Here is a 26,928-nt window from a genome sequence, read left to right as displayed (position 1 = left end):
ACCCCCGGTCGGAGACGGAAGGGTGACGGGCGGGCGGGTGACGACTGGTCAATCGCCGGTACGGCCGTGCTCAACTATTGCCGCTCGGGGCCGCCTTCTGCCAGCGGAAGGCGACGACTCGCCAAAAGCAATATTGGTCTCGACCACTGGCGTGACCTGCGATGCCTCGTAAAGTAGGCCGAATGGACGACCCGAAGGAAGCGCAGGCCCCCACCGATCTGACCCGGCTGGGCGCCGCCCTGCGCGCCCTGCCGCCGTCCTGCGGTCCGGTGCGGCTCGTCGCGGTCGACGGGCACGCGGGGTCGGGGAAGAGCACCTTCGCCGACCGCCTCTCGGCCGCGCTCGGCGGCGCGCCCGTCCTGCGCCTGGACGACCTCGCCAGCCACGAACAGCTCTTCGACTGGACGGCGCGGTTCGCCGAGCAGGTGACGGGCCCGCTCTCACGGGGCGCGAGCGCGCGGTACGCGCCGTACGACTGGACCGGGCGCCGGTTCCTGACCCCACGCACCCTGGCTCCCGCGCCGGTGGTACTGGTCGAGGGGGTCGGGGCCGGGCGCCGGGCGCTGCGGCCGTGGCTCGCCCGGCTGTTCTGGATGGACCGGGACGCCGAGGCGTCCTGGCAGCGCGGCAGGCGCCGGGACGGACCCGAGCAGTCCGCTTTCTGGGACGGCTGGATCAGGGCGGAGACAAGCCATTTCACGGCCGATCCGTCCGCATCCTTCGCCGATGCCCTGGTACGGGAGACACCAGAGGGATATGTGGTGCGTCCGAGGACCGATGTGACACCAGGAGAGCACAGCGGCATCACGTAACGTGATCAGCCCTTCGCTCCATACTGAGCAGTCGGAAATCAGCCGGGCGAGTGCGCCAACTCCGCTTGACCGAGGGGCCGGACAGGTCTTACGTTCTCAATGTGCGGCTTTTCGGAGCCGCCGCGGACGCGAAGCCCCCGGTTGTTCCCCCGTGATCGGGGGCTTCGTTCTGCCCGCTGCGCCCCTTTTCCGGCTCCGCACCCCCCCTTCTGATCACTTTGGGTCACTGCCGGAGCGCTCAGCGGGGTCCCACGCTCCCTTAGTCGCACACCCCCTGCGCAGGTACGATGCATCCCGGTGCGGTCAATTCCCGTCCGCGAAGAGGTGTTTCGGTGGGGGACCAGATGAACATCGGCTCGCAGGGCGTGGGGGGCCCGGCCGACCTCGCCTGGATGCGCGGCGTGGACGCGTACACGATGGGCGCGTACCCGCAGGCGGAGGAAGAGTTCAGAACCGCCGTCCGGCTCGATCCGGCGATGGCCGACGGCTGGCTCGGACTGCACGCGCTGCGCGTCGACACCACGACGGCGCTGCTGCGCATGTACAGCAACCGCGACCGCTTCGGCGAACAGCGCGCCCGGCACCGGCGCACCCTCAACTCCTGGTACTGGCTCGGCTGGTGGGTGCAGCCGGTGCTGGAGAGCGGCCGCGACCTGCTGCTCGCCCACGCGTCGCACTGGCTCGACGGGCGCCATGTGCCCGAGCTGGACCGGGCGTTGGCGGGGCTGCCGCCCGTGGACGCCGACCCGCAGGTGCGCTTCCTGCACGCCTGCCGGGCCTATCTCGTCAAGGACTGGGACCAGTTGGTCCGCCACACCGAACCGCTCGTCGACGACCCGCTGCTCGGCACCGAGGCCGGGCTGTTCGGCGGGATGGCCCGGGTCAGACTCGACATGTTCGGGCAGGCCGAGCCGCTGCTGGCGACCGCGCTGATGCGCTGCCGCAGCGAGCAGCCGCAGCGCAAGGAGCTGCGCTACTGGCTGGCCCGCGCCCATGAGGGCACCGGGCGCAGCGCGGCGGCCTTACCCCTCTACCGGGCGGTGCACCGGCTCGATCCCGCCTTCATGGACACGGCGGCCCGGCTAGCCGCGATCACCGACTCCGACGGGTACGAGACCTCGTACGACCCCGCCGATCCCGCCGACCCGGCGGGACTCGCCTCGGTGGCGCTGGCCGGCTTCGGCCAGGACGTCGTGGAGGCGCAGAGTGACACCGACAACCCGCTCGGCGGGGACACGCGGTTCGGCGGTGAGGCGCCGCCGCTCCAGCCCCCGCTCGGCGGCGCGGGACCCATTGCCGTCACCCCCGACGACATACGCGAGAAGACGGGCCCGCCGAACCGGCACGCCGCTCCCCCGCGGTTCCCCGAGGGCCCCACCGACCCCGGACTGCTCGCCGACGCGCTGGCGGAGCTGGAGCGGATGGTCGGGCTCGAACCGGTGAAGCGCCAGGTCAAGGCGCTCTCCGCGCAGTTGAACATGGCCCGGCTGCGGGCGGGCGAGGGCCTTCCCGTGCAGCCGCCGAAACGTCACTTTGTCTTCTCCGGCCCCTCGGGCACCGGCAAGACGACCGTCGCCCGCATCATCGGCCGGGTCTTCTACGCGCTGGGGCTGCTCGGCGGCGACCATCTGGTCGAGGCCCAACGGGCCGATCTGGTGGGCGAGTTCCTGGGGCAGACCGCGGTCAAGGCGAACGAGCTGATCGACTCGGCGATCGGCGGGGTGCTCTTCGTGGACGAGGCGTACAGCCTCTCCAACTCCGGCTACAGCAAGGGCGACGCGTACGGCGACGAGGCTCTTCAGGTGCTGCTCAAGCGCGCCGAGGACAGCAGGGACCATCTGGTGGTGATCCTCGCGGGCTATCCGGAGGGCATGGACCGGCTGCTCGCCACCAACCCGGGGCTCTCCTCCCGCTTCACCAGCCGGGTCGACTTCCCCAGCTACCGGCCGCTCGAACTGACCGCGATAGGCGAGGTGCTGGCGGCGGAGAACGGCGACGTGTGGGACGAGGAGTCGGTGGACGAGCTGCGCTCCATCAGCGGCCATGTCGTCGACCAGTCCTGGATCGACGAGCTGGGCAACGGCCGGTTCATCCGCACGCTGTACGAGAAGAGCTGCGCGTACCGGGATCTGCGGCTCTCCGGCTACACCGGCACGCCGACCCGCGACGATCTGGCCACCCTGCGGCTGCCCGACCTGATGCAGGCGTACGGCGAGGTGCTTTCCGGGCGCGGCCCGGTCAACCGGCCGCAGGACCCGCCGGGACTGTGATCCCGGCGGGCACCCGCGGCCACGGCGACGGCGCCCCATGCCTCAGCCGGCCAGCACCTGCTCGCTCTGGTCGGCGCGCTGCCCCGGCTGGTCCGCGCGCTGCCCGGTCTGGTCCGCGCGCTGTTCGCTGACGAGCGCCTGCTGCGGCTCGCCGTCCCGGTGGGACGGGTCGCGCACCTCACCGACCAGCATCTCCAGGACGTCCTCCAGGGCGACCAGGCCCAGCACCCGGCCCGAGCCGTCGGCGACCTGGGCGAGATGCGTCGCGGCGCGGCGCATCACCGTCAGGGCGTCGTCCAGCGGCAGTTCGGCCCGCAGCGTCGCCATCGGCCGCCACACGTGCTGCGGTACGGCGCGCTTCCGCTCCTCCAGGTCCAGGACGTCCTTCACGTGCAGATAGCCCATGAAGGCGCCGTTGCCCTCGGCGCACACCGGGAAGCGCGAGTAGCCGGTGCGTACCGTCAGCTCCTCGATCTCCCGCGGCGTGACGGCGGGGGTCACCGTGATCAGCCCCGCCCGGGTGAGCAGTACGTCGGTGACGGGCCTGCTGCCCAGCTCCAGGGCGTCCTCCAGGCGCTCCTGCGCCTCCGGTTCGAGCAGTCCTGCCTGGCCCGAATCCTCGACGAGCCGGTTGAGCTGCTCGCTGGTGAAGACGGCCTCCACCTCGTCCCTGGGCTCGACCCGGAAGGCCCGCAGCACCAGCCGGGCACAGGCGCCCAGCGCGGCGGTGACGGGGCGGCAGAGCCGGGCGAAGCCGACCAGGCCGGGGCTGAGCCAGAGCGCGGTCTTCTCGGGGGCGGCCATGGCGAGGTTCTTGGGGACCATCTCGCCGATGACCAGATGCAGCGAGACCACCAGGGCCAGCGCGATGACGTAGCCCAGCGGGTGCACCACACCGTCCGGCAGGTGGGCCGCGTGGAACAGCGGCTCCAGCATCCGGGCCACCGTCGGCTCGGCGACAGCGCCGAGCGTCAGGGAGCAGATCGTGATGCCGAACTGGGCCGCCGCCATCATCTGCGGCAGATGCTCAAGACCGTGCAGCACCTGCCGGGCACGCGCCGAGCCGCGGGCCGCGTGCGGCTCGATCTGGCTGCGGCGCACCGAGACGAGGGCGAACTCGGCCCCCACGAAGAAGCCGTTGGCGAGGACCAGCAGCACGGCGAAGACGAGTTGCAGGGCGCTCATCGCACACTCCCCGCCGTGGCGCGTACGTCGTCGTTGTCGGTACGGGCACCGGCCGGTACGTCGCCGATACGGACCAGCCGGACGCGCTCGGCGCGGTACCGGTCGACCTGGCGCACCGACAGCCGCCAGCCGGGCAGCTCCGCCCGGTCCCCGGGGGCCGGGATCCGGCCCAGCAGGTCGGCGACGAGGCCCGCCAGGGTCTCGTACGGACCGTCGGGGACGTCGAGGCCGATCCGCCGCAGGACGGGCACCCGGGCACTGCCGGAGGCCTCCCAGGCGGGGCTGCCGTCCTCGGACGGGGCGGGCGCCAGCTCGGGCCGCCCGTCGCCCTCGGCGTCGTGCTCGTCGCGCACCTCGCCGACCAGCTCCTCGACGATGTCCTCCAGCGTGACGACACCGGCCGTACCGCCGTACTCGTCGACCACGACGGCTATCGGCTGCTCGCTGCGCAGCCGCGCGAGGAGCTGCTGCACGGGCAGCGTCTCGGGCACCAGCAGCGCGGGCACCGCGATCCGGCCCGCCGGGGTCCGCAGCCGTTCGGCCTCGGGCACGGCGAGCGCGTCCTTGAGATGGACCATGCCCACGATCTCGTCGATGCGTTCGCGGTAGACGGGGAAGCGGGAGAGGCCCGTGGCCCGGGTGAGGTTGAGTACGTCGGCCGCTGTCGCGTCGGACTGCAGGGCGCTCACCTTCACCCGGGGGGTCATCACGTGCTGGGCGGTGAGCCCGCCGAGCGAGAGGGTGCGGACGAACAGGTCGGCGGTGTCCTGTTCGAGCGTGCCCGCCTGGGCCGAGTGACGGGCCAGGGAGACCAGTTCGCCGGGCGTACGGGCCGAGTCCAGCTCGTCCGTCGGCTCGACGCCCAGCATCCGGACGAGCCGGTTGGCCACCGTGTTGAGCAGGGAGATCAGCGGCCGGAACGTGGCGGTGAACACATGCTGGGGTCCGGCCACGAACCGGGCGACCTGGAGCGGTCGCGAGACCGCCCAGTTCTTGGGTACGAGCTCGCCGATCACCATCTGCACGGCGGAGGCGAGCAGCATGCCGATCACCACGGCGATCCCGGAGGCTGCCCCTTCGGGCAGTCCGGTCGCCGTGAGCGGCCCGTCGAGCAGGCTCGCGAGCGCGGGCTCGGCCAGCATGCCGACGACGAGCGAGGTGATGGTGATGCCGAGCTGGGTGCCGGAGAGCTGGAAGGAGAGTTCCCGCAGCGCCTTGACGACGGTCAGGGCGCGCCGGTCACCTGCGGCGGCGGCGCGCTCGGCGTCCGGCCGGTCCACGGTGACAAGGCCGAATTCCGCCGCCACGAAGAAGCCGTTGGCGAGGATCAGCAGGAATGCCGCGGCGAGCAGCAGAAGGGGGATGGTCATGCCGCCGCCTCTTCGAAGGGGGCGGCGCAGGTACTACCGGACGATCCGTCCATTGCTGGAGGGAGTCACTCCTCGGGTCGCAGGTGCCCCGCCGGCCGGTCGCGGCCGTGGGTGCGGGGCGGGGCGCACTTCGGCGCCCGTGGCAACAGAGTAATCAAGTCGGTGCCGTGGGCGTCAGGGGCTCAGCCGGTCTCTGTTCCCGTGCCGTGCGATTCGGTGAGCGCGCGCAGGGCGCGCGCGTCCCTGATGGCGTGCTGCCTGGCGATGCCGGGCTGGATCCCCAGCGCCGGCATGCTGCTGCCGTCGCTGAGGTCGAGGAAGACCCACGGGTCGCCCTGGCGCAGATTGACCCGCAGGATCTCGGCCCAGGCGAGGCGCCGGGTGCGGGTGAGATTCACGACAGTGACGCCCGTCTCGTCGGCGACGACCTTGGGGCGGCTGAGTACGGCGAGCACGGCGCAGAACAGCGCGGCCGTGACGATGAAGCTCAGCCGCTCCGCGGTGCGGACCTTGTCCAGGAGCAGCGAGACGGCCGTGATCACGGCGAACAGGACGACGCCGACGCTCAGCAGCACGACCCGGGTGCGGGTCGGCCGGAACGTGACGGGCAGGGCGGGCGCCCCCGGCTGGTCGGTCATCACAGGCGGCAGGCGTGGATGGCGGTGGTCAGGATGGCGCGGGCGCCCAGCTCGTACAGATCGTCCATGATCCGCTGCGCCTCCTTGGCGGGGACCATCGCGCGGACGGCGACCCAGCCCTCGTTGTGCAGCGGGGAGACGGTCGGTGACTCAAGGCCCGGGGTGAGGGCCACGGCGCGCTCCAGGTGCTCGGCCCGGCAGTCGTAGTCCATCATCACGTAGCTGCGGGCCACCAGGACGCCCTGGAGCCTGCGCAGGAACTGGCGCACCTTGGGCTGGTCGCCGTCGGCGCCGGTGCGGCGGATGACGACCGCCTCCGAGGTCATGATCGGCTCGCCGATCACTTCGAGCCCGGCGTTGCGCATCGACGTACCGGTCTCGACCACGTCCGCGATGACCTGTGCGACGCCCAGTTCGATCGCGGTCTCGACGGCCCCGTCGAGGTGGATGACGGCGGCGTCGACGCCGTTGTCCGCGAGGTGCTTGGCGACGATGCCCTCGTACGAGGTCGCGACGGTCATGCCGCCGAAGTCGCCGAGGCCGGTCGCCGTGCCGGGCTTGGCGGCGTAGCGGAAGGTGGAGCGGGCGAAGCCGAGCGGCAGGATCGCCTCGGCGTCGGCGCCGGAGTCCAGCAGCAGGTCGCGGCCGGTGATGCCGATGTCGAGCCGGCCCGAGCTGACGTAGATCGCGATGTCGCGGGGGCGGAGGTAGAAGAACTCGACGTCGTTCTCCGGGTCGACGAGGACGAGTTCCTTGGACTCCTTGCGCTGCTGGTAGCCGGCTTCATGGAGCATCGCCGACGCAGGCCCGGAGAGTGAACCCTTGTTGGGAATGGCGATGCGCAGCATGAGATCGGCTTCCTTTGGTGCGAAGGGGTGGCGACAGGGCTGTGGCGGGCCGCGGGGAGAGGGCGGAGGGGCGGGGCTCAGAGATGGGCGTAGACGTCGTCGAGGGAGATCCCGCGCGCGACCATCATCACCTGGACGTGGTACAGGAGCTGCGAGATTTCCTCGGCGGCTGCGTCGTTGCCCTCGTACTCCGCCGCCATCCACACCTCGGCCGCCTCTTCGACGACCTTCTTCCCGATGGCGTGTACGCCTTTGCCCACCAGCTCGGCGGTGCGGGAGGTGGCGGGGTCGGCGGTCGCGGCTTTGTGCTGGAGCTCGGTGAAGAGCTCCTCGAACGTCTTCTTCGGCATGGTGACGCTTACTTTACGCGGCTTCCGGCGGGGTCCTGGCGCCAGGTACCGGCGCCAGGAGTCAACGCCAGGGTTCGGCGACGGTACGCAGCGTGGCGGCGGTGGCGACGGCGGCGGTGACCGCCTCGTGGCCCTTGTCCTCGCGGGACCCCTCGATACCGGCGCGGTCCAGCGCCTGCTCCTCGGTGTCGCAGGTCAGGACGCCGAAGCCGATGGGGACGCCGGTGTCGACCGAGACCTGGGTGAGGCCCTGGGTGACGCCCTGGCACACGTACTCGAAGTGCGGGGTGCCGCCCCGGATGACGACGCCGAGGGCGACGACGGCGTCGTACCCGCGGCCGGCCAGCACCTTGGCCACGACGGGGAGTTCGAAACTGCCGGGGACGCGCAGCAGCGTCGGCTCGTCGATGCCCAGTTCGTGCAGGGCGCGCAGCGCGCCGTCCACGAGGCCGTCCATGACCTTCTCGTGCCACTGCGCAGCGATCACGGCGACTCGCAGATCGCCGCAGTTCTTCACACTCAGTTCGGGTGCGCCCTTGCCGCTCACGTCTCTCCTCGGTGCTCTTGTCTTCTGTGGTGGTTGCCGGCTTTTGATGCTGACTGGTTCCGGGATGCTTACTGGTTACGGGCTTACTGGTTGCCGCAGGCGGAGGCGCCCGCGGGGTCCAGCCACGGCAGGTCGTGGCCCATCCGGTCCCGCTTGGTGCGCAGATAGCGGAGGTTGTGCTCGCCTGCCTGTACGGGCATCGGCTCGCGCCCGGTGACCCGCAGGCCGTGGCTGACGAGCGCCGCTGTCTTCTCGGGGTTGTTGGTCATCAGCCGCAGGCTGTGCACACCGAGGTCGTCGAGGATCTGCGCGCCCGCCGCGTAGTCGCGCGCGTCGGCCGGCAGGCCCAGTTCCAGGTTGGCGTCGAGGGTGTCGCGGCCCTGCTCCTGGAGTTCGTAGGCGCGCAGCTTCGACAGCAGCCCGATGCCGCGCCCTTCGTGGCCGCGCAGATAGACGACGACGCCGCGGCCCTCCTCGGTGACGCGCTCCATGGAGGCGTGCAACTGCGGGCCGCAGTCGCAGCGCTGGGAGCTGAAGATGTCGCCGGTCAGGCACTCGGAGTGGACCCGTACGAGCAGGTCCTCGCCGTCGCCGATGTCGCCGTGCACGAGCGCGACATGCTCGACGCCGTCGACCGTGGAGCGGTAGCCGTACGCGGTGAACTCGCCGAAGGCGGTGGGCAGCCGGACCTGCGCCTCGCGGCGGACGGTCGGCTCGGCGGTGCGGCGGTAGGCGACCAGGTCCTCGATGGAGATGATCGTCAGCCCGTTCTTGCGGGCGAACGGGATCAGTTCGGGCAGCCGCAGCATCACGCCGTCCTCGCCCGCGATCTCCACGATCGCGCCGGCCGGGCGCAGTCCGGCGAGCCGGGCGAGGTCGACGGCCGCCTCGGTGTGTCCGTTGCGTACGAGCACACCGCCGGGCCTGGCGCGCAGCGGGAAGACATGGCCGGGCCTGACGAAGTCGCCGGCCTGGGCCGTACCGCCGGCCAGCAGCCGCAGGGTGGTGGCCCGGTCGGCCGCCGAGATGCCGGTGGTGACGCCGTGGTCGGGCCCGGCGTCCACGGAGACCGTGAAGGCGGTGCGCATCGATTCGGTGTTGTGGTCGACCATCTGCGGCAGTTCGAGCCGGTCGAGTTCGTCGCCCTCCATGGGGGCGCAGATCAGTCCGCGGCACTCGCTCATCATGAAGGCGACGATCTCGGGGGTGGCCTTCTCGGCCGCGATGACCAGGTCGCCCTCGTTCTCGCGGTCCTCGTCGTCCACGACCACCACGGGGCGGCCGGCTGCGATGTCCCTGATGGCCTGCTCGACCGGGTCGAGGGCGAGGTCCTCGACGTTGTCGGTGGAGTACCAGGTGGGCAGTGCGGTCATGCTGCTGCTCCTTCCAGAGCCACGGTGGCGCTACGCCGCGAGCGCAGCCACCAGTCGCGCATCCCCCACAGGACGAGGGCGAGATAGATCACGTACACAAGTCCGGAGAAGGCGAGTCCGCTGTTGAACGCGAGCGGTACGCCGACCACGTCGACCAGCAGCCAGGCGAACCAGAACTCCACAAGTCCGCGCGCCTGCGCGATCATCGCTGCGAGCGTGCCGACGAAGATGTAGGCGTCGGGCCAGGGGTTCCAGGACAGTTCGGGAACGGCGGCGAACAGCCCGCCGACGGCGAGCGTGCCGACGGCCGTGCCGCCGACGAGCAGCGCGCGTTCGCGCCCGCTCGCGAAGCGGATGGCGACGGCCCCGTCCTGGGCCTGCCTGCTGCCGCGCTGCCACAGCCGCCAGCCCCACAACGCGACGCCTATGACGAGGAGTTGCTTGCCGATGCCGCCGCTCAGGTTGGCCTGGGCGTACGCGGCGACGAGGACGACCCCGGAGACGAACTGCGCGGGCCAGGTCCAGATCGAGCGGCGCCAGCCGAGCGCGAGAGCGAGTAGGCCGATGGTGTTGCCGATCATGTCGGACCAGAGGATGTGCTGGTCGAAGGCGGTGAACGCCTCGCTGTTCAGCCAGGAAACGGTGCTCACGGTGCGGGCTCCTCGGCTCGGTCGCCGAGCAGCCGCTCGACGTACTTCGCGATGACGTCGACTTCGAGGTTGACCGGGTCGCCGGGTCCCTTGATGCCGAGGGTGGTCGCTGCGAGGGTGGTGGGGATGAGGCTGACGGTGAAGTAGTCGGGTCCCGCGTCGACCACCGTGAGGCTGACGCCGTCCACGGTGATGGAGCCCTTCTCCACGACGTAGCGGGTGAGTGCGGCGGGGAGCGAGACCTTGACGATCTCCCAGTTCTCGGAGGGCTCGCGCTCCACGACGGTGCCCCTGCCGTCGACATGGCCCTGCACGATGTGCCCGCCGAGCCGGCCGCCCATGGCCATGGGCCGCTCCAGGTTGACCCGGGAGCCGGTCGTCAGGGCGCCGAGGCTGGAGCGGTTCAGGGTCTCGGCCATCACGTCGGCGGTGAACTCGCCGTCGGCGAGGTCCACGACGGTGAGGCAGACGCCGTTGACGGCGATCGAGTCGCCGTGTTTCGCGCCGTCGGTCACCAACGGGCCACGCAGCCGGAACCGACAGGAGTCGCCGAGGTTGTCGACGGCGGTGACCTCACCCAGCTCTTCGACGATTCCGGTGAACACTCAGATCTCCTTGGTGGCGTGGTCGGTGGTGGCGTGCGCGGTGGTGGCGTGGGGTCCGGTGGCGCCGACGGGGGTCGCGGTGATCCGCAGATCGGCGCCGACGCGTACGGACTCCGTCATCCGCAGTCGCAACGCGTCGCCGATCGTGCTGATTCCGGCCTCGCCGAGCGCGTTGGGTCCGGCGCCGAGCAGGACGGGGGCGAGGTAGCCGACGACCTGGTCGACGGCGCCCGCCGCGACGAAGGATCCGGCCAATGTCGGGCCGCCTTCGAGGAGTACGGAGCGCACACCGCGCTCGTGCAGGACGGCCAGCAGCGCGGGCACGGACAGACCGCGGGCGGCGCGCGGCAGCCGGACGACGTCCTTGAGGTGCCCGGCCGCCGTGAGGTCGGTGTCCTCGGCGACGGCGATCAGGGTGGGCGCGGTGTCGTCCAGGATCCGGGCGCCGGGCCGTACGGCGGTGGCGTCGGTGTCCACGACGACGCGCAGCGGCTGGACCGCGCCCTCGATGTCGCGGGCGGCGAGGTGCGGGTCGTCGGTACGGGCGGTGCCCGAGCCGACGAGCACGGCGTCGGCCTCGGCGCGCAGCCGGTGCACGTCGGCGCGCGACTCGGGTCCGGTGATCCAGCGGCTGGTGGCGTCGGCCGCCGCGATCCGGCCGTCGAGCGTCGCCGCGTACTTCCAGCGGACGAAGGGCCTGCCGCGCCGTACGGACGTCAGCCAGGCGATGTTGCCCGCCTCGGCCTCCTCGGCGAGCAGCCCGCGCTCGACGCTGATCCCGGCGGCGCGCAGGGTGTCGGCGCCGCCGGTGGCCTGCGGGTTCGGGTCGGCGACCGCGTGGTGGACGCGGGCGACGCCGGCCTCGATGAGGGCCTGGGCGCACGGCCCGGTGCGGCCGGTGTGGTTGCAGGGTTCGAGCGTGACGTACGCGGTGCCGCCCCTGGCCCTGTCCCCCGCGGCGCGCAGCGCGTGGATCTCGGCATGCGGTCCGCCGGCCCGCTGGTGGTAGCCCTCGCCGACGAGGCGGCCCGAGGCGTCGAGGATCACGCATCCGACGACCGGATTGGGGCTGGTGGAGCCGAGGCCGCGGGCGGCGAGCGCGACGGCTCGGTGCATGGCGGCGATGTCGGCCTGGTCGGCCACCGGGTCCTCCTGCCTCTTCGGGCACGGACTCCGGGGCCTGTCGATGACGACAGAGAAAACGAGACAACCGCGGCAACGCCGGATCCGGTGGCGGGGATCGTCCGAGGACGGTCCGCCTGCGGCGGCGTACCGATGCCGACTCGCCGCGCACTGCCTCCCATCCGGACTTTCACCGTCGGTCCAGGAATCTCACCTGGTCAACCGGCCGCTGGCTGCGGACGGGTCGCGGACTGTAACCGCCGGTTCGGAATTGCACCGACCCCGGAGTGCGCTGCTTCTGGTACGCACCCAGTGTGCCACGTCTGATCGTCGGCCATACGGGTGGTGGTCTGTGCACTGGCTCACAGGCGGTCACGCAGTGGGCGCGAACAGTGCGTCCTGCGCCGCGTCGCGCGCCGTGAGCAGCGCCCCGCGCAGCACGGCCGTCCCGCCGAGCGACCCGGCTCTGACCTCGGTGCGCAGCGGCGACATGAGCGCGAGCCTCGCCTCGACGCGGGCGGCCAGGTCAGCGCCGCCCGCATGGCCGGTCTCGCCGGCGAGCACGACACGGCCGGGGTCCAGGACGGCGCTGACCGCGGCGGCGCCGATGACGAGCCGGTCGGCGAGCGCGTCGAGGAAGGCTTCGCCCGCCGCTCCCGCCGTGCGGGCGGCGCGTACGAAGGCAGCGGCCGGCGGCTCCTGCCGTACGCCCGGCAGCGCGGACAGCCCGTGTGCGACGGCGAGTTCGCAGACGGCTGCCGAGCCGCCCAGACTGTGGAAGCCGCCTTCGCAGGAGATCGCCGACGGCAGTTGGGAGGTGCCGGGCACCGGCAGGAAGGCGACCTCGCCCGCGCCGCCGGAGATGCCGCGCCGGAGTTTCCCGTCGAGCATGACGGCGGCGCCGACACCGTGGCCGAGCCACAGCAGGACGAAGGTGTCCAGGCCGCGCGCCGCGCCCAGCCGCTGTTCGGCGAGGGCGGCGAGATTGGTCTCGTTCTCGACGAGGACGGTGGCGGGCAGCCGCTTGTGCAGGGCGGCGACGAGGCTGCGGTGCCAGGCCGGCAGCCCTGTGGTGTCGCGCAGTTCGCCGGTCGCGGGGTCGACGAGGCCGGGCGCGCCGATGCCCACGCTGTGCAGCGGGGCAGCGCCCGCTTCGGCGGCCGTGCGTTCCAGGACGGCGACGGCCTGTTCGACGGCGCTCTCGACGTCCGTACCGCTGTCGACGGGCAGGACCGCCTCGGCGAGGGTGCTGCCGAGCAGGTCGGCGACGACGACGGAGACGCTGCCGGTGCGTACGTCGAGGGCCGCGAGATGGGCCCGGTCGGCGACGATCCCGTACACGCGCGCGTTCGGCCCGCGCCGCCGGTCGCCGGTCTCGCCGACGACCTGGATCAGCCCCGACTCGATGAGCCGTTCCACGAGATCGGCGACGCTGGGCCGGGAGAGCCCGGTCAGCTCCTTGAGCTGACCTGCCGTCAGCGGACCTTCCTGCTGGAACAGGCGCAGCGCCAGCCGGTCGTTGATGGCTCGGGCGGTACTCGGGGATGCGGCCATGGCGGCGATCCTTCCACGTCCCTGGCGCATTAACGCGCTATTTATCAGGCAGGCTTCCTGATAGTTTACGCATCGCAACGGGACCAGGCGTGCGCCACACGCTTCTCAGGGGGAGGACGGAACGAAATGACGAAGGAAGCGGTCGACAACCGGCGGCGGCTGCGGAGGGCGCGGTTCGCCGTGGCCGCGGTGTTCTGCGTCCATGGCGCGGTCACCGGCAGCTTCGCCACCCGTATCCCCTGGATCCAGGACCACACCGGGGTCAGCGCGGGCCAGCTCGGGCTGGCGCTCGCCTTCCCCGCCATCGGGTCCGTGACGGCGATGCCGCTGGTCGGCACGATCGGCCACCGGCTGGGCGCCCGCGCGGCGCTGCGCATCCTGCTCGCCCTGTGGACCCTGGCGCTGATCCTGCCCGCGCTCGCCCCGAACCTCGTCACGCTCTGCCTGGCGCTGTACGTGTACGGCGCGACGTCCGGTATGGCGGACGTGGTGATGAACGGCATCGGGGTGGAGACCGAGAACCAGCTCGGCAAGTCGATCATGTCCGGGCTGCACGGCATGTGGAGCGCGGGCGCGCTGATCGGCTCGGCCTCGGGCGCGCTCGCCGCGCATCTCGGCAGCGACGCGCGGCTGCACCATCTGCTGGCCGCGCTCGTGCTCACCGCGCTCGGCCTGCTCTTCTGCCAGGGCGTGCTCGACGTGCGCAGCGCGCCGGAGGCCGACGCGCCGCCCAGCTTCGCGCTGCCGCCGAAGAGTGCGCTGATCATCGGCACGATCGGGTTCTGCGCGGTGTTCGCGGAGGGCGCGAGCCTGGACTGGTCGGCGGTCTATCTCCGCGACGTGCTGCACACATCCCCGGGCCTCGCGGCGGCCTCGACCACCGCCTTCACGCTCACCATGGCCATCACCCGGATCGCCGGGGACCGGGTGGTCGACCGGTTCGGCGCGGTGAGGACCGTGCGCGCGGGCGGGGTGTTCGCAGCGGGCGGCGGTCTGCTGGTGGTGACGGCGCCCAATCCGGCGCTCGCCATGACCGGCTTCGCCTTCATCGGGCTCGGCGTAGCCGTGGTCGTACCGCTGGCCTTCGCCGCCGCCGGGCGTAGCGGGCCGAACGCGAACCAGGCCATCGCCGGGGTCGCCACCATCACGTACACCTCAGGGCTCGTGGCCCCTTCCGCGATCGGCGGTATCGCCAACGCGACGTCCCTGACGACCTCGTTCGGCCTGGTGACGCTGCTGACCTTCGGTCTGGTCGCCGGCGCCGGGGTGTTGCGGACGGGACGCGCGGCGAAGGTCGCGGACGCCGCAGTACCCGGCGCGCTGGAGAGCCCGCAGAAGTAATCGGCGGGTGTCCTGATACAGCCGGTCGGTTGAGCGCTCAACAACCTTTGAGCCTACGGTGGTTCTCCTCGTCACCCGCACGAAGGAGTGCCCGTATGCCGCTCACACTCGGTCTCGGACTGCCGCAGATGCATCAGTACGACCTGGCCCATGATGTGACCACCGTCGCGCGAGCCGCCGAGGAGACCGGCTACGAAAGCCTGTGGGTCTTCGAGCGCATCCTCTTCCCGACGCCCGCGACCCAAGGCCTGTACGGCGTACCCGGCTTGGCCTGGCCCGACCAGTACCGGAGCGTCGCCGACCCGATGGTGACGCTCGCGCTGGCCGCCGCCGTCACCGAGCGGGTCCGGCTGGGCACCAGCGTGCTGGTGGCGCCGCTGCATGTGCCGTTCCAACTCGCCCGTACGTTCGCCACGCTGGACGCGGCGAGCGGTGGCCGCGCCGTCGCCGGTATCGGCACCGGCTGGTCGCTGGACGAGTACGCGGCGGCCTCCGTGGCGCCGTTCGAGAAGCGCGGTGCGGCCCTGGACGAGCTGCTCGACGTGTTCGCCGCCGTCTGGGGGCCCGACCCGGTCGCGTACCAGGGCGAGTTCACCACCATCGCGCCCGCCGAGGTGGGCCCGAAGCCGGCCCGGCCGATTCCGGTCTTCCTGGCGGCGGGCGCCGGCCCCGCAGTCCGGCGGCTCGTGGACCGCGCCGACGGCTGGATGCCGGTGGGTCTGGGCGCCGACAAGCTGGCGGCGGAACTGCGCACGGTGCGGGACGTCGCGGCCGAACGCGGGCGCGACCGGCCGCTGGAGGTCTGCGTCCGGGCCAACTCCGTATACAGCGCCAAGCCGTTCGAGGGCGCGGGGCGCCAGCCGTTCCAGGGGAGCGCGGCCCAGATCGTCGAGGACGTCGTGGCACACGCCCAGGTCGACGGGGTCACGGAGCTGCTGCTCGACCTCTCGACCACGATGCGCGACGCGCAGGAGCTGATGGAGGTGGCCGCCAAGGTCTACGCGGGCGTCCGCGCGGCCGGGGTCTGAGCAACCGGAACAGGCGGCCGGTCGGGGGGGGGGGGGGGGGGCGGGCCCGCGCCGGCCGGGGGCCGCGGCGCCGCCGGGGGTGGGGGGTGGCCCCAACGGACCCCGGGGGCGGGCGGGGGGCGGGGGGCGGACCCCCCGCACCCGGCCGCCGGTCCCCGGCAGCCCTCAGTCCTCGGGGAGTTCGACGGGCGCGAGGTCGTCGTACAGATCGCCGGGCCCCGGGTTCGTCGGGTCCGTGGCGCCGCCGAAGTGGTGCATCACGCCCCACACCGCGTTGAGCGCGGTCTGCACGGCGCCCTCCGCCCAGCCCGCCGTCCACGAGATGTCGTCGCCCGCGAGGAAGATCCCCCGCTTGTCCGCGGGCAGCCGGTCCTGCATGAAGTGGGTGAACAGCCGCCGCTGGTAGCGGTAGTGGCCCGGCAGGTTGGCCTTGAACGCACCCATGAAGTACGGCTCGTTCTCCCACGACACCGTCACGGGGCTGCCGATGATGTGCCGCCGGATGTCCACGCCCGGGTAGATCTCCCGCAGCGAGCTGAGCATGACCTCCATCCGCTCCTGCGCCGACAGGGGCAGCCACTTGAGGCTGTCGTCGCACCAGGTGTACGACAGGCAGATCACCGCCGGCTTGTCGGGCCCGTCGTCCAGCAGATACGTACCCCTGGTCATCCGGTCGGTGAGCGTCATCGACATCACGTCGCGCCCGGTGGGCCGCCCGGCGCCGTCGACGGCGGGGTCGAGCCAGAACGGCCGGTCGACCGGCACGAACAGCTTGGACGACTCCATGTAGTGGGTGCGCTCCATCGCCGTCCAGTGGTCGATCGGGAACAGCGCGTCGTCGCAGGCGATCTTCGACAGCAGCAGCCAGGACTGCGCGGTGAAGACGGCGGCGCGGAAGGTGCGGATCCGGCCCGAGGCGTCGGTGACCGTGACGCGGCCCCCCGCCGTACGGTGCAGCCGGGTCACGGCGGGCAGCGGTGCGCCGCCGTGCAGCGAGGCCAGCGAGGTGCCCGCGGGCCAGTGGGTGATCTTGCCGGGTGCGCGTTCCCACAGCCGGACCGGGAGTTGCTGGCTGCCGCCGACGATGGAGCGGTGGTGGTCGTCGGCCTCGGTGTAGACGACCCGCAGGATCTCCAGGATGGAGTTGGGGAAGTCGGTGTCCCAGCCGCCGGTGCCGAAGCCGACCTGGCCGAAGATCTCGCGCTTGCGGAACGAGGCGAACGCCGGTGACGCGCAGAGGAATCCGTAGAAGGTCTGGTTGTCGAGCTTCTCGACCAGCCGCGCCCAGATCTCCCTGATCCGCGGGATGTCCCGCTCGCGCAGCGCGCTGTTCATGTCGGAGAAGTCGGCGCCCTCCTCCAGGCAGGTGTTCCAGGCGGTCATCACCTCCCGGTAGACCTCGGGCAGTTCGTCGATGGTCCGGGCGTAGTGCGACTCGCCCTTGAGGTCCACGACGGTCGAAGGGGTGCCGGGGGCCAGCGGGTTGGGGAACGGTCTGGTCTCAAGTCCCACCAGGTCGATGTAGTGCTGGAGCGCCGTGGACGAGGGCGGGAAGCGCATCGCGCCCAGTTCGGCGGTCAGTTCGGGGGCGCAGCCGTCGAAGCCGACGGTACGCAGCCGCCCGCCGATCCGGTCGGCCTCGTACACGACCGGCTTGAGCCCCATCTTCATCAGCTCGTACGCGGTGACGATCCCGGAGAGACCGCCGCCGATGACGGCGACCTCGGCGCCGTGCTCGGCCGCCGGTATCTGGCCGAGCCCGGCCGGATGCGCCAGGAAGTCGTCGTACGCGTAAGGGAAGTCGGGGCCCGACATGGTGACCGGCGGCAGGGCGCCGGACTCCGGTTCTGGGGTGTGCGGGACGGCAGGGGGCGGCACCGTGGTCATGGCGGCGGGGACTCCTTGCGAACGAGCGGGATTGCGGTGCGGTACGCCGGGCCGGGGCCGTAGCCGGCAGCGGGGTTCAGACGAGTGAGCCGTAGAGCCCGGGACGGCGGTCCCGCAGATAGGGGTTGGCCGCGCGCGAGGCGGCGAGCGGTACGGGGTCGACATCGCCGACGACCAGTTCCGTGTCGCGCCCGGCGCGTACGACAGCGGCGCCGTCGGGTCCTGCGAGGCAGCTCAGCCCGACGAAGTCGAACTCGCCCTCCCAGCCGGTCCTGTTCACATAGGCGATGTAGAGCTGGTTCTCGAACGCCCTGACCGGTACGAGGGATTCGGCGACGAACTCGAAGGGCCGCATCTGCGCGGTGGGGACCAGCAGCAGATCGGTGCCGGCCAGGGCGTGCGCCCGGACGTTCTCAGGGAACTCGACGTCGTAGCAGATCATGACGCCGAGCCGGATGCCGTCCAGCTCGGCCAGGACGACCGGCTGCTCCCCCGGGGTGAACCAGGCGCGCTCGAAGTCGCCGAAGAGATGCGTCTTGCGGTACCGCGCGCCGCGCGCGCCGTCGGGGCCGACGAGCTGGGCGGCGTTGTAGATCCGCTCACCGTCGCGCTCCGGATAGCCGTACAGGACGGCGAGTCCGTGCCGGGCGGCGATCCGGGCCACGGCCTGCGCCCCGGGTCCTTCGGCGGGCTCGGCGAGCCTGGCCACGTCGGCGCCGATCGCGTACCCGGTCAGGAACATCTCCGGGCAGACCAGCAGCCGCGCACCGGCGTCCGCCGCGCGCCCGGCCGCCTCGTCCAGCACCATCAGATTGCCCTCGACGGAACCGGGGTGGCCGGAGCTCTGGAGCAGGGCGGTGCGCAGCGACGGCATGACGGACCTCGGAAGGTGGTGCGTAAGGGGTGGGGGTGACGGTTAGACGCTACGGTCCGGGCGACGGGCGCGGCAAGACGCGTCCGTTGCGTCCTGGTGTGCGTTTTGTTGCGCCTGCGGGCCGCTGGACGGCGATTCGTTGCGCGCCCGGTGAACCGGCCCCGTCAGGACGGCACCACAGCCCGTCTGAGCAGGGGCGACAGCACCAGCACCGACTTCGTGCGCTCCACGAACGGCTCGCCGGCGATACGTTCCAGCACCTGCTCGAAATGGCGCATGTCGGCGGCGAGCACCTGGACGAGGGCGTCCGCGTCACCGGTGACGGTGGAGGCCGCCACGATCTCCGGGTAGCGCTCCAGGCCCCGCTGGATCGCTTCGGGCGAGGTGTTGCGACCGCAGTAGATCTCGATGAATCCCTCGGTCTGCCAGCCCATGGCCGCCGGGTCGACCCGGACGGTGAAGCCGGTGATCGCCCCTTCGGCGCGCAGCCGGTCGACGCGGCGCTTCACGGCGGGCGCCGAGAGGCCGACGAGGGAGCCGATGTCGCTGAAGGAGCGGCGGGCGTCCTCGGCAAGGGCGTGGACGATGCGTTCGTCGAGATCGTTGAGGCGCACGGCTGAAGTAGAACACGGCCCGACGGCACGGGCCGCCCGGCCGGTCAGCGCGAAAAATCTGCTGTACGGCGAGGTCTACTCGACGGCGAGCAGTCCGGCCCTGAGCTGCCGGGTGATCCGGGTCAGCAGCCGGGACACATGCATCTGCGAGACGCCGAGTTCGGCGCCGATCTCCGCCTGCGTCATCTCGTCGCCGAAGCGCATCCGCAGGATCTGCCGCTCCCGGGGGTCCAGGCACTCGATGAGGGGCTTGAGCGCCTGCACGTTCTCCGCGGTCTCCAGGTCGGCGTCGAGCGCGCCCAGCCGGTCGGAGAGCGGGGCCGCGGACTCGGAGCTGTCGTCGGAGGGCATGTCGATCGAGCCGGCCGTGTAGCCGTTGCTGGCGACGACGCCCTCTATGACCTCGTCCACCTCGATGCCGAGATGCTCGGCCAGCTCGGCGGTGGTCGGCGTGCGGTCAAGACGCTGGGACAGCTCGTCACTGGCCTTGGCCAGATCGATCCGCAGCTCCTGGAGCCGGCGCGGCACATGCACCGCCCAGCTCGTGTCGCGGAAGAACCGCTTGATCTCGCCGATGATGTACGGCACGGCGAAGGTCGCGAACTCCACCTCGCGGGTGAGTTCGAACCGGTCGATCGCCTTGATCAGGCCGATCGTGCCGACCTGGACGATGTCCTCCATCTGGTCCGACCGGTTGCGGAACCGCGTCGCCGCGTACCGGACGAGCGCCAGATTCAGCTCGATCAGGGTGTTGCGGACGTACTGGTGGTCCGCCGTGCCCTCTTCCAGCTCGGCGAGCCGGGAGAAGAAGAGCCGGGAGATCTCCCGGGCGTCCTTGGGTGCCACTTCGCTCGGGCACGGAACATGAGGAAGCTCCAACTGGGCCGCGCTCGCCGTGGACACTGCCGTGGACACTGTGGTCCTCCCCTGATCGTGGACTGTGCAGAGCCCGTTTACCCCGGTCTCTCGCACTCATGCCTGCCAATTCGAAATTGTTCGGCACCACTGCCGAGACTACGCCCAACTGTCGTGCAAAGGCTTTCCCTCCGCGTAGCCGGCAGCGCTCTGCACGCCCACGACGGCCTTCTCGGCGAACTCCGCCAGGGAGTTCGCACCGGCGTACGTGCAGGACGAGCGCACCCCGGCGATGATCGAGTCGATCAGGTCCTCGACGCCGGGCCGCGCGGGGTCGAGGAACATCCGGGACGTCGAGATGCCCTCCTCGAACAGCGCCTTGCGCGCACGGTCGTAGGCCGACTCCTCGCTGGTGCGGTTGCGCACGGCGCGGGCGGAGGCCATACCGAACGACTCCTTGTAGTACCGCCCGTCGGCGGACTGCTGGAGGTCGCCGGGCGACTCGTACGTCCCGGCGAACCAGGAGCCGATCATCACGTTCGACGCGCCGGCCGCCAGCGCCATGGCGACATCGCGCGGGTGGCGCACCCCGCCGTCGGCCCAGACGTGCTTGCCGTACTTCTTCGCCTCGGCCGCGCACTCCCTGACGGCGGAGAACTGCGGCCGGCCGACGCCGGTCATCATGCGGGTGGTACACATCGCGCCGGGTCCCACCCCGACCTTGACGATGTCGGCACCGGCCTCGATCAGGTCCCGTACGCCGTCGGCGGCGACGACGTTGCCCGCCACGAGGGGCACCTTCGGGTCGAGCGCGCGGACCGACTTGATCGCGGAGAGCATCGACTCCTGGTGGCCGTGGGCCGTGTCGACCACGAGCGTGTCGACCCCGGCGTCCAGGAGCTGGGCCGCCTTGCCCGCCACATCGCCGTTGATGCCGACGGCCGCCGCGATCCGCAGCGTGCCTTCCGCGTCCGTCGCGGGGGTGTAGAGCGTCGCCCGCAGGGCGCCCTTGCGGGTGAGGATGCCGACCAGCCGCCCGTCGGCGTCCACGGCGGGCGCGAGCTTGCGGTTGGCGGAGTCGAGCGTGTTGAACGCCTCGCGCGGATCCATGTCGGCGGCGATCAGGACCAGGTCCTTCGACATGACCTCGGAGAGCTGGGTGAAGCGGTCGACGCCGGTCAGGTCGTGGTCGGTGACGATACCGACGGGCCGGCCCACGCCGTCCACCACGACGCCCGCGCCGTGCGCCCGCTTCGGCAGCAGGGACAGCGCGTCGCCGACGGTCTGCGCGGGGGCGAGGGTGATCGCCGTGTCCAGCACGAGATGGCGCTTCTTCACCCAGGAGATGACGTCGGTGACGACCTCGATCGGGATGTCCTGGGGGATGACGACGAGCCCGCCCCGCCGGGCGACGGTCTCCGCCATCCGGCGGCCCGCGATGGCGGTCATGTTGGCCACGACCAGCGGAATGGTCGTACCGGTGCCGTCGGGGGACGAGAGGTCCACCCCCTGCCGGGAGCCGACGGCCGAGCGGCTCGGCACCATGAAGACATCGTCGTAGGTCAGGTCGTAGGGAACCGGTGACGACTCGACGGACCGTCCGGTGCCGGGCTCAAGGAAGCGCATAAGTCTCACATTTTCACGCGAAACGGAGCAGGTCACTTCCGCGAGGACACAACAAAACGGCCCCACATTCGTGTGTTCCTCCAACGAGGTGGGGCCTTGCTGTGTCAGGCGGTGGAACCTGCCTTACTCAGGGAGTCTACGGCACGGCATCCCCGCAGGCCCTGGCCTCGTCAGTCGCCGTCCGGGTCCGAGCGCTCCAGGGCGGGGCGCGGGGCCGGGGTGAACTCCGTCAGCAGGAAGTCCGCCGCCGCCGTGTCCGTGACGAGGCTGGTGACCAGTCCTGAGCGCAGTACGGCGCCGATCGCCTCGGCCTTGCGCAGCCCGCCTGCGATGGCCACGACCTCCGGGATCCGGCGCAGCCGGTCGGCCTCGACCGTGATGCACCGCTCGCCGAGGTCCCGGCCGACCCGGCGGCCCTCGGCGTCGAAGAGGTGCGCCGACATCTCGGCCGCGACACCGAGCGACGCGTAGTGGGTGCGGTCCTCGTCGGTGAGCATGTCGTGGACGGTGGAGATGCCCGCCTCCCAGGACCCGATGGAGACGGCGGCCACCGTCACCTTGTCGAAGTACTCGAAGGCGCGCGCGATACCGGGCTGGCTGCGCAGCGCGGCCGCGGTCGCCGGGTCGGGCAGCAGCATCGGGGCGTAGATGGGGTGGGCCTCGCCGCCGGACACCTGCGCGGCGCGCCGTACGGCCTCGACCGAGCCGCGCTCGGCCGTGCCGGCGTCGTACACGCCGGTGAGCTGGACGACGGTGCAGGGCGGCAGCCGGTCGAGCGCGGCGGCCATATGGATGGTGGAGCGGCCCCAGGCGAGCCCGAGCACATCGCCCTCGGTGACCAGCTCACCGAGCAGATCGGCGGCGACCTCGCCCAGGTTCTCCGGGTCGGGCGACTCGTCGGCGCCCTCGGCGGGCGACTCGACGACGACGGCGTGCCGCAGTCCGTAGCGGGCGCGCAGGGCGTCGGAGCGCTCGGCGTCCAGCTCGGAGGGGACGCGGATCTCGATCCGTACGAGATCGCGCTCCAGCGCCGTCTCCAGCACCCGGGCCACCTTGAAGCGGCTGACGCCGAACTCCTCGGCGATCTGGATCTTGGACTTGCCCTCCAGATAGAACCGGCGGGCCATGGCCGCAGCCTGTACCAACTCCGCGGGTCCCATCCGCAGGGCTGGCCGTCCTGCCGACATACCAGACACCGCGATCTCCTCACTTCTGCGCACTCCGGACTCCCTGTTCATCCTGTCAGATGCAGCGGTCCTTGATCAGCCCTGATGGGCTCCGTTCATGTCCCCGTGGCCCGCCGGCCGACTCAGTGACGGCAGGCCCACGGCGCGCTCGCCGTGGTCTCGTCCGCCTGGTGCCGCAGCATCCGCACGGCGGCCGCCGGATCGTCGGTCCCGTACACGGCGGACCCGGCGACGAACACGTCCGCGCCGGCCTCGGCGCACTGCTCGATGGTGTCGGCCGAGACCCCGCCGTCGACCTGGAGCCACAGCTCAAGACCGTGCTTGGCGATGAGCTGCCGGGTACGCCGGATCTTGGGCAGCATGATGTCGAGGAACGCCTGGCCGCCGAAGCCCGGCTCCACGGTCATGATCAGCAGCATGTCCAGCTCGGGCAGCAGGTCCTCGTACGGCTCGATCGGCGTCGCGGGCTTCAGCCCCATCGACGCCTTCGCCCCCTTGGCCCGGATCTCCCTGGCCAGCCGCACGGGCGCGGCGGCGGCCTCCACATGGAACGTCACGGACCCGGCCCCCGCCTCCACGTACTGGGGGGCCCACCGGTCCGGGTCCTCGATCATCAGATGGCAGTCCAGCGGCGTGTCCGTGGCCCGCCCGAGCGCCTCGACCACCGGCACCCCCAGCGTCAGATTGGGCACGAAGTGGTTGTCCATGACATCGACATGGAGCCAGTCGGCACCCTCGACGGCCTTCGCCTCGTCGGCGAGCCGGGAGAAGTCGGCGGACAGGATGCTGGGGTTGATCTGAGCCATGGCCCAAGCCTGCCATGCTCCAGGGGGGTCACAGGACACGGTCCGCCCATCGATACGGACCAATCGCCCGGCAGCACCCGTGTCAGGCGGTGCGGCGCAGCAGGGCCAGGTACATCGCGTCCGTGCCGTGCAGGTGCGGCCAGAGCTGGACGTCGGGTCCGTTGCCCAGGGCCGGGACGCCGGGGAGCAGGTCGCGGGCGTCGATCAGTTCCGCTTCGAGCGACGAGCCGCCGAGCGCCTTCAGTACGTCGTCCACGACGACACGGGTCTCGGCGAGGTGCGGGGAGCAGGTCGCGTAGCCGACGACGCCGCCGACGCGTACCGCGTTCAGCGCCTCGCGGAGCAGGCCGCGCTGGAGCGGGGCGAAGCCCTCCAGGTCCGAGGCGCGGCGCCGCCAGCGCGCCTCCGGCCTGCGGCGCAGCGCGCCGAGACCGGAGCACGGCACATCGACCAGCACCCGGTCGAAGGAGCCCGCCACCCACGGCGGGCGGGTGCCGTCCGCCGTGATCACCTGGTACGGGCCGGGGTTGCCGGCCAGCGCGCGCTCGACGAGCCTCGCCCGGTGCGGCTGCTTCTCGGCCGCCAGCAGGGTGGCGCCGCGCTGCGCCGCCAGCGCCGCCATCAGCGCCGCCTTGCCGCCCGGCCCGGCGCAGCCGTCCAGCCAGCGGGCGTCGGAGCCCTCGATCGGCGCGTTGGCGACAGCCGTCGCCACGAGCTGGCTGCCCTCGTCCTGGACGCCCGCCCGGCCGTCCCGTACGACGTCCAGGGCTCCCGGTTCGCCGCCCTCCGCCATCCGTACCGCATACGGCGACCAGCGCCCCGGCAGCCCGGAGTCCTCGCCCAGGACCTCCATCAGCTCGTCCGTGGTGGACCGGCCCGGCCGGGCGACCAGCGTCACCTCGGGGCGTTCGTTGTCGGCTTCGAGCAGATCCTCGATACCGGCGCGGCCACCGCCCAGCGCGTCCCACAGCGCGGAGACCACCCAGCGCGGGTGCGAGTGGACGACGGCCAGATGCTGCTCGGCGTCCTCGTCGTACGGCGGGGCGACCTGGTCGAGCCAGGCGTCCAGATCGTGCTGCGAGATCTTCCGCAGCACGGCGTTGACGAACTTGGCCCGCCCGTCCCCGAGCACCACCCTCGCCAGCTCCACGGTCGCCGAGACCGCCGCGTGCGTCGGGATCCGGGTCCCCAGCAGTTGGTGCGCGCCCAGCGCGAGCACGTCCAGCACCGGCGGGTCCACCCGGTGCAGCGGCCGGTCGACACAGGCCGCGATGATCGCGTCGTACGTCCCCTGCCTGCGCAGCGTCCCGTACACCAGCTCCGTGGCCAGCGCCGCGTCACGCGCCTCGAACGCGGGATTCTCCCGCGCCTTCTTGAGCAGCGGCGGCAGTACGAGATTGGCGTACGCGTCGCGCTCGTCCACCGCCCGCAACGCCTCGAAGGCGAGGATCCGGACCGGATCCTTCTTGGGACGGCGGTGCGGCTTGGGGGGACGGCGACCTGCCTGCTCGTTCAAAGGTGCTCCGCGTGTGATGAAGAGAAGAGCCCTAGCCTACGTCGCTCCCGCCGAGCCGTTCCCCGGGCGTGATCCGCACCCCGCGCGCCCAGTCCGCCGCCCGCATCGGCTTCTTGCCCTGCGGCTGCACCCACAGCAGCTCCACCGCGTGCGACCCCGTCCCCACGTACACGTTGTTCTTGCCGACGGCGAGCGCCCCCGGCGCCACCTCCGTGTGCTCGGGCCGCGGCGCCACCTGGATCAGCTTGAGCCGCTCCCCCCGGAACACGGTCCAGGCCCCCGGCGCCGGGGTACAGCCCCTGACCACCCGGTCGACCCGCAGGGCCGGCTGCGCCCAGTTCACCTGCGCGTCCTCGACCGTGATCTTCGGCGCCAGCGAGACACCCTCGGCCGGCTGCGGTACGGGCACCAGGCTGCCGTCCTCGATCCCGTCCATCGTCGCTGCGAGCAGCCCGGCCCCGGCGAACGCGAGCCGCGTCAACAGGTCGCCACTCGTGTCGGTCGGCCGCACATGCTCGGTGAGCACGCCGAACACCGGCCCCGAGTCCATCCCCTCCTCGATCAGGAACGTCGAAGCACCCGTGATCTCGTCCCCCGCCATCAGCGAGTGCTGCACGGGCGCTGCGCCCCGCCAGGCCGGCAGCAGCGAGAAGTGCAGATTCACCCAGCCGCGCGCGGGCACGTCGAGGGCGACCCGGGGCAGCAGCGCGCCGTACGCGACGACCGGGCAGCAGTCGGGCCCGATCTCCCGCAGCCGCGCCAGGAAGTCCTCGTCCCGGGGCTTCGCCGGCCGCAGGATCTCGATCCCCGCCTCCTCCGCCCGCTGGGCGACCGGGCTGGCCACCAGCCTGCGCCCGCGCCCCGACGGCGCGTCGGGTCGCGTCACGACGGCGGCGACCTCATGCCGGTCGGAGGCGATGAGTGCGTCCAGGGCGGGTACGGCGACCTCGGGGGTGCCGGCGAAGACGAGCTTCATCGGTGGCTGACTGCCTCTCGGGCGGGGCGGATCGGATCATGCGGCGCACCAGTCTATGGGCGCGCACCACAGGGGGCGTACGTCACTCTGCGCGCCCCGCGCACCCATGGATACGCCCCCGTAGCGTGACCCCAGGGCCAGGTAAAGCGTTGTCAAGGGAGATTGACCCCCACACGGGCCGCACCGGTGCGGCCCGGATCCTTTTCAACGCCGGTTCGAGAGGCTTGTTCATGGCCGACCACGCAACCCACGACGCACAAGCCCGTGCGAGTCTGCACCTGCTGGTGCGGGACATCGAGCGGGTCCGCCGTCAGGTGGACGCGCTGCGTACCCTCACCGCCCAACTGGGCAACGTCTACCGCCCGCGGCGCTCGGGCCCGTCCGCCGGTTTCGTCGTCTACGGCAGAGCCCCGGCGCCGACGGTACGTCTGGCGCAGGAGCTGCGGGACAGCGTCGAGACGCTGGTGACGGCCGCGGTGGACTTCGACCGCTCGCTGGGCTTCTCGTGGGACGCGGTGGGCTCGGCGCTCGGCGTCACGAAGCAGGCGGTGCACCGCCGCTACGGCGCCCGCCGCGCACCGGTCCCCCCGCCCCAGCCGGGCGCGGACGCGGCGCCCGACGCCGCGCCGACACCCTCGGTACCGGCGGCCCGCCAACCGACGCCCCCGTCGGTACGCGAGGACCCCCGCCCGAACGCGTTCCCGGGCCCCCGGGGAGGTTAGCCACCGTCCTTCAGTGTCCGACCGGTGGTCGGTACGGGTCTTGGTTGCGGTTGTCGCCGGGGGTCGTTCCGGGATGGTGTCCTGCGCTGCACGATTTACGGCGCGTGCGCCTCTGACGTGCAGTGAGCGCCGAGATGCGCCGCAAATCACGCTTTACGCTCCGGACACCACC

The 26,928-nt window shown here is 71.8% G+C and carries 25 protein-coding genes and 1 riboswitch; of the genes, 5 read left to right on the top strand and 20 right to left on the bottom strand.

The window, feature by feature from the left end; all coding sequences use genetic code 11:
- Nucleotides 1-182: 182 nt before the first annotated feature.
- Together ACZ63I_RS34360 and ACZ63I_RS34355 are read left to right on the top strand one after the other, a co-directional pair.
- Nucleotides 183-812 carry a uridine kinase family protein gene (locus ACZ63I_RS34360; RefSeq protein ID WP_469343420.1) on the top strand — a complete coding sequence of 210 codons (630 nt, stop codon included), beginning with the start codon at nucleotides 183-185 and terminating at the stop codon, nucleotides 810-812.
- Nucleotides 813-1,156: 344 nt separating this feature from the next.
- Nucleotides 1,157-3,082: an AAA family ATPase gene (locus ACZ63I_RS34355; RefSeq protein ID WP_469343466.1), complete on the top strand. Its 1,926-nt coding sequence runs from the start codon at nucleotides 1,157-1,159 to the stop codon at nucleotides 3,080-3,082.
- A gap of 42 nt (nucleotides 3,083-3,124) precedes the next feature.
- On the opposite strand, the gene ACZ63I_RS34350 is transcribed toward ACZ63I_RS34355, so the two are convergent.
- The 11 genes from ACZ63I_RS34350 to ACZ63I_RS34300 all read right to left on the bottom strand — a co-directional run bounded on the left by ACZ63I_RS34350 (nucleotide 3,125) and on the right by ACZ63I_RS34300 (nucleotide 13,324).
- Entirely contained in the window at nucleotides 3,125-4,267 is a 1,143-nt protein-coding gene (locus tag ACZ63I_RS34350; RefSeq protein ID WP_469343419.1) for a hemolysin family protein, read from the bottom strand.
- Nucleotides 4,264-5,637, bottom strand: a complete 1,374-nt coding sequence (locus tag ACZ63I_RS34345; RefSeq protein ID WP_469343417.1) for a hemolysin family protein — start codon at nucleotides 5,635-5,637, stop codon at nucleotides 4,264-4,266. The genes ACZ63I_RS34350 and ACZ63I_RS34345 overlap by 4 nt, the downstream gene beginning before the upstream one ends.
- 182 nt (nucleotides 5,638-5,819) lie before the next feature.
- A complete protein-coding gene (locus ACZ63I_RS34340) occupies nucleotides 5,820-6,275 on the bottom strand; it encodes a PH domain-containing protein (RefSeq protein WP_469343416.1) in 456 nt (151 codons plus the stop codon).
- On the bottom strand, nucleotides 6,275-7,123 hold the full coding sequence (hisG, locus tag ACZ63I_RS34335) for an ATP phosphoribosyltransferase (protein WP_469343415.1): 849 nt from the start codon (nucleotides 7,121-7,123) through the stop codon (nucleotides 6,275-6,277). The genes ACZ63I_RS34340 and hisG overlap by 1 nt, the downstream gene beginning before the upstream one ends.
- A gap of 77 nt (nucleotides 7,124-7,200) precedes the next feature.
- The gene (locus ACZ63I_RS34330; RefSeq protein ID WP_041991725.1) at nucleotides 7,201-7,473 is read right to left on the bottom strand and encodes a phosphoribosyl-ATP diphosphatase; all 273 of its coding nucleotides are present in this window, start codon (nucleotides 7,471-7,473) and stop codon (nucleotides 7,201-7,203) included.
- A gap of 61 nt (nucleotides 7,474-7,534) precedes the next feature.
- Nucleotides 7,535-8,020 carry a 6,7-dimethyl-8-ribityllumazine synthase gene (gene ribH / locus ACZ63I_RS34325; protein ID WP_041991721.1) on the bottom strand — a complete coding sequence of 162 codons (486 nt, stop codon included), beginning with the start codon at nucleotides 8,018-8,020 and terminating at the stop codon, nucleotides 7,535-7,537.
- 83 nt (nucleotides 8,021-8,103) lie between these two features.
- A complete protein-coding gene (locus ACZ63I_RS34320; protein ID WP_469343413.1) occupies nucleotides 8,104-9,393 on the bottom strand; it encodes a bifunctional 3,4-dihydroxy-2-butanone-4-phosphate synthase/GTP cyclohydrolase II in 1,290 nt (429 codons plus the stop codon).
- On the bottom strand, nucleotides 9,390-10,043 hold the full coding sequence (locus ACZ63I_RS34315; RefSeq protein WP_469343411.1) for a nicotinamide mononucleotide transporter family protein: 654 nt from the start codon (nucleotides 10,041-10,043) through the stop codon (nucleotides 9,390-9,392). Before ACZ63I_RS34315 ends, ACZ63I_RS34320 begins: the two co-directional genes overlap by 4 nt.
- Nucleotides 10,040-10,648 (bottom strand): riboflavin synthase, encoded by a 609-nt coding sequence (locus tag ACZ63I_RS34310; RefSeq protein ID WP_469343410.1) that lies wholly within the window; start codon nucleotides 10,646-10,648, stop codon nucleotides 10,040-10,042. The genes ACZ63I_RS34315 and ACZ63I_RS34310 overlap by 4 nt, the downstream gene beginning before the upstream one ends.
- Nucleotides 10,649-11,791 (bottom strand): bifunctional diaminohydroxyphosphoribosylaminopyrimidine deaminase/5-amino-6-(5-phosphoribosylamino)uracil reductase RibD, encoded by a 1,143-nt coding sequence (gene ribD, locus ACZ63I_RS34305; protein WP_469343408.1) that lies wholly within the window; start codon nucleotides 11,789-11,791, stop codon nucleotides 10,649-10,651.
- A gap of 143 nt (nucleotides 11,792-11,934) precedes the next feature.
- Nucleotides 11,935-12,065: riboswitch (FMN riboswitch) on the bottom strand.
- Between the two features lie 77 nt (nucleotides 12,066-12,142).
- On the bottom strand, nucleotides 12,143-13,324 hold the full coding sequence (locus ACZ63I_RS34300) for an ROK family transcriptional regulator (RefSeq protein WP_469343407.1): 1,182 nt from the start codon (nucleotides 13,322-13,324) through the stop codon (nucleotides 12,143-12,145).
- A gap of 126 nt (nucleotides 13,325-13,450) precedes the next feature.
- Between ACZ63I_RS34300 and ACZ63I_RS34295 the strand changes: the two genes are divergently transcribed.
- Together ACZ63I_RS34295 and ACZ63I_RS34290 are read left to right on the top strand one after the other, a co-directional pair.
- Nucleotides 13,451-14,665, top strand: a complete 1,215-nt coding sequence (locus tag ACZ63I_RS34295; protein WP_469343405.1) for an MFS transporter — start codon at nucleotides 13,451-13,453, stop codon at nucleotides 14,663-14,665.
- A 95-nt stretch (nucleotides 14,666-14,760) separates the two neighbouring features.
- Complete coding sequence (locus ACZ63I_RS34290; protein ID WP_469343404.1) at nucleotides 14,761-15,693, top strand: LLM class F420-dependent oxidoreductase; 933 nt, start codon at nucleotides 14,761-14,763, stop codon at nucleotides 15,691-15,693.
- Nucleotides 15,694-15,858: 165 nt separating this feature from the next.
- Here ACZ63I_RS34290 and ACZ63I_RS34285 read toward each other — a convergent pair whose 3' ends face one another.
- The 9 genes from ACZ63I_RS34285 to fmt all read right to left on the bottom strand — a co-directional run bounded on the left by ACZ63I_RS34285 (nucleotide 15,859) and on the right by fmt (nucleotide 26,034).
- Nucleotides 15,859-17,580 (bottom strand): flavin monoamine oxidase family protein, encoded by a 1,722-nt coding sequence (locus ACZ63I_RS34285; RefSeq protein WP_469343403.1) that lies wholly within the window; start codon nucleotides 17,578-17,580, stop codon nucleotides 15,859-15,861.
- A 76-nt stretch (nucleotides 17,581-17,656) separates the two neighbouring features.
- On the bottom strand, nucleotides 17,657-18,454 hold the full coding sequence (locus ACZ63I_RS34280) for a carbon-nitrogen hydrolase family protein (RefSeq protein WP_469343402.1): 798 nt from the start codon (nucleotides 18,452-18,454) through the stop codon (nucleotides 17,657-17,659).
- 164 nt (nucleotides 18,455-18,618) lie between these two features.
- Nucleotides 18,619-19,068 carry an Lrp/AsnC family transcriptional regulator gene (locus ACZ63I_RS34275; protein WP_469343401.1) on the bottom strand — a complete coding sequence of 150 codons (450 nt, stop codon included), beginning with the start codon at nucleotides 19,066-19,068 and terminating at the stop codon, nucleotides 18,619-18,621.
- Nucleotides 19,069-19,143: 75 nt separating this feature from the next.
- Nucleotides 19,144-19,983, bottom strand: coding sequence for an RNA polymerase sigma factor SigF (locus ACZ63I_RS34270; protein ID WP_469343400.1), 840 nt, complete (start codon nucleotides 19,981-19,983; stop codon nucleotides 19,144-19,146).
- 99 nt (nucleotides 19,984-20,082) lie between these two features.
- Nucleotides 20,083-21,549: a GuaB1 family IMP dehydrogenase-related protein gene (locus ACZ63I_RS34265; RefSeq protein ID WP_469343399.1), complete on the bottom strand. Its 1,467-nt coding sequence runs from the start codon at nucleotides 21,547-21,549 to the stop codon at nucleotides 20,083-20,085.
- 170 nt (nucleotides 21,550-21,719) lie between these two features.
- Nucleotides 21,720-22,736, bottom strand: coding sequence for a sugar-binding transcriptional regulator (locus tag ACZ63I_RS34260; RefSeq protein WP_041991695.1), 1,017 nt, complete (start codon nucleotides 22,734-22,736; stop codon nucleotides 21,720-21,722).
- 122 nt (nucleotides 22,737-22,858) lie between these two features.
- The gene (gene rpe, locus ACZ63I_RS34255) at nucleotides 22,859-23,542 is read right to left on the bottom strand and encodes a ribulose-phosphate 3-epimerase (protein ID WP_469343398.1); all 684 of its coding nucleotides are present in this window, start codon (nucleotides 23,540-23,542) and stop codon (nucleotides 22,859-22,861) included.
- 82 nt (nucleotides 23,543-23,624) lie between these two features.
- On the bottom strand, nucleotides 23,625-25,058 hold the full coding sequence (locus ACZ63I_RS34250) for an RsmB/NOP family class I SAM-dependent RNA methyltransferase (RefSeq protein WP_469343397.1): 1,434 nt from the start codon (nucleotides 25,056-25,058) through the stop codon (nucleotides 23,625-23,627).
- A 31-nt stretch (nucleotides 25,059-25,089) separates the two neighbouring features.
- On the bottom strand, nucleotides 25,090-26,034 hold the full coding sequence (gene fmt, locus ACZ63I_RS34245; protein WP_469343396.1) for a methionyl-tRNA formyltransferase: 945 nt from the start codon (nucleotides 26,032-26,034) through the stop codon (nucleotides 25,090-25,092).
- 230 nt (nucleotides 26,035-26,264) lie between these two features.
- On the opposite strand from fmt, the gene ACZ63I_RS34240 reads away from it, so the two are divergent.
- Nucleotides 26,265-26,756 (top strand): hypothetical protein, encoded by a 492-nt coding sequence (locus ACZ63I_RS34240; protein WP_469343394.1) that lies wholly within the window; start codon nucleotides 26,265-26,267, stop codon nucleotides 26,754-26,756.
- Nucleotides 26,757-26,928 lie beyond the last annotated feature (172 nt).

The sequence above is a fragment of the Streptomyces sp. NPDC087906 genome, from assembly GCF_055584925.1.
This window is presented reverse-complemented; position numbering and strand designations above follow the sequence as displayed.

What these genes read in the sequence shown, in the direction of transcription:
- hisG (WP_469343415.1), bottom strand. Translation starts at nt 7,123, where the DNA reads ATGCTGCGCATCGCCATTCCCAACAAGGGTTCACTCTCCGGGCCTGCG.
- ACZ63I_RS34290 (WP_469343404.1), top strand. Translation starts at nt 14,761, where the DNA reads ATGCCGCTCACACTCGGTCTCGGACTGCCGCAGATGCATCAGTACGAC.
- fmt (WP_469343396.1), bottom strand. Translation starts at nt 26,034, where the DNA reads ATGAAGCTCGTCTTCGCCGGCACCCCCGAGGTCGCCGTACCCGCCCTG.
- ACZ63I_RS34320 (WP_469343413.1), bottom strand. Translation starts at nt 9,393, where the DNA reads ATGACCGCACTGCCCACCTGGTACTCCACCGACAACGTCGAGGACCTC.
- ACZ63I_RS34340 (WP_469343416.1), bottom strand. Translation starts at nt 6,275, where the DNA reads ATGACCGACCAGCCGGGGGCGCCCGCCCTGCCCGTCACGTTCCGGCCG.
- ACZ63I_RS34260 (WP_041991695.1), bottom strand. Translation starts at nt 22,736, where the DNA reads ATGTCGGCAGGACGGCCAGCCCTGCGGATGGGACCCGCGGAGTTGGTA.
- ACZ63I_RS34355 (WP_469343466.1), top strand. Translation starts at nt 1,157, where the DNA reads ATGAACATCGGCTCGCAGGGCGTGGGGGGCCCGGCCGACCTCGCCTGG.
- ACZ63I_RS34350 (WP_469343419.1), bottom strand. Translation starts at nt 4,267, where the DNA reads ATGAGCGCCCTGCAACTCGTCTTCGCCGTGCTGCTGGTCCTCGCCAAC.
- ACZ63I_RS34295 (WP_469343405.1), top strand. Translation starts at nt 13,451, where the DNA reads ATGACGAAGGAAGCGGTCGACAACCGGCGGCGGCTGCGGAGGGCGCGG.
- ACZ63I_RS34265 (WP_469343399.1), bottom strand. Translation starts at nt 21,549, where the DNA reads ATGCGCTTCCTTGAGCCCGGCACCGGACGGTCCGTCGAGTCGTCACCG.
- ACZ63I_RS34330 (WP_041991725.1), bottom strand. Translation starts at nt 7,473, where the DNA reads ATGCCGAAGAAGACGTTCGAGGAGCTCTTCACCGAGCTCCAGCACAAA.
- ACZ63I_RS34285 (WP_469343403.1), bottom strand. Translation starts at nt 17,580, where the DNA reads ATGACCACGGTGCCGCCCCCTGCCGTCCCGCACACCCCAGAACCGGAG.
- ACZ63I_RS34345 (WP_469343417.1), bottom strand. Translation starts at nt 5,637, where the DNA reads ATGACCATCCCCCTTCTGCTGCTCGCCGCGGCATTCCTGCTGATCCTC.
- rpe (WP_469343398.1), bottom strand. Translation starts at nt 23,542, where the DNA reads ATGGCTCAGATCAACCCCAGCATCCTGTCCGCCGACTTCTCCCGGCTC.
- ACZ63I_RS34280 (WP_469343402.1), bottom strand. Translation starts at nt 18,454, where the DNA reads ATGCCGTCGCTGCGCACCGCCCTGCTCCAGAGCTCCGGCCACCCCGGT.
- ACZ63I_RS34360 (WP_469343420.1), top strand. Translation starts at nt 183, where the DNA reads ATGGACGACCCGAAGGAAGCGCAGGCCCCCACCGATCTGACCCGGCTG.
- ACZ63I_RS34300 (WP_469343407.1), bottom strand. Translation starts at nt 13,324, where the DNA reads ATGGCCGCATCCCCGAGTACCGCCCGAGCCATCAACGACCGGCTGGCG.
- ACZ63I_RS34240 (WP_469343394.1), top strand. Translation starts at nt 26,265, where the DNA reads ATGGCCGACCACGCAACCCACGACGCACAAGCCCGTGCGAGTCTGCAC.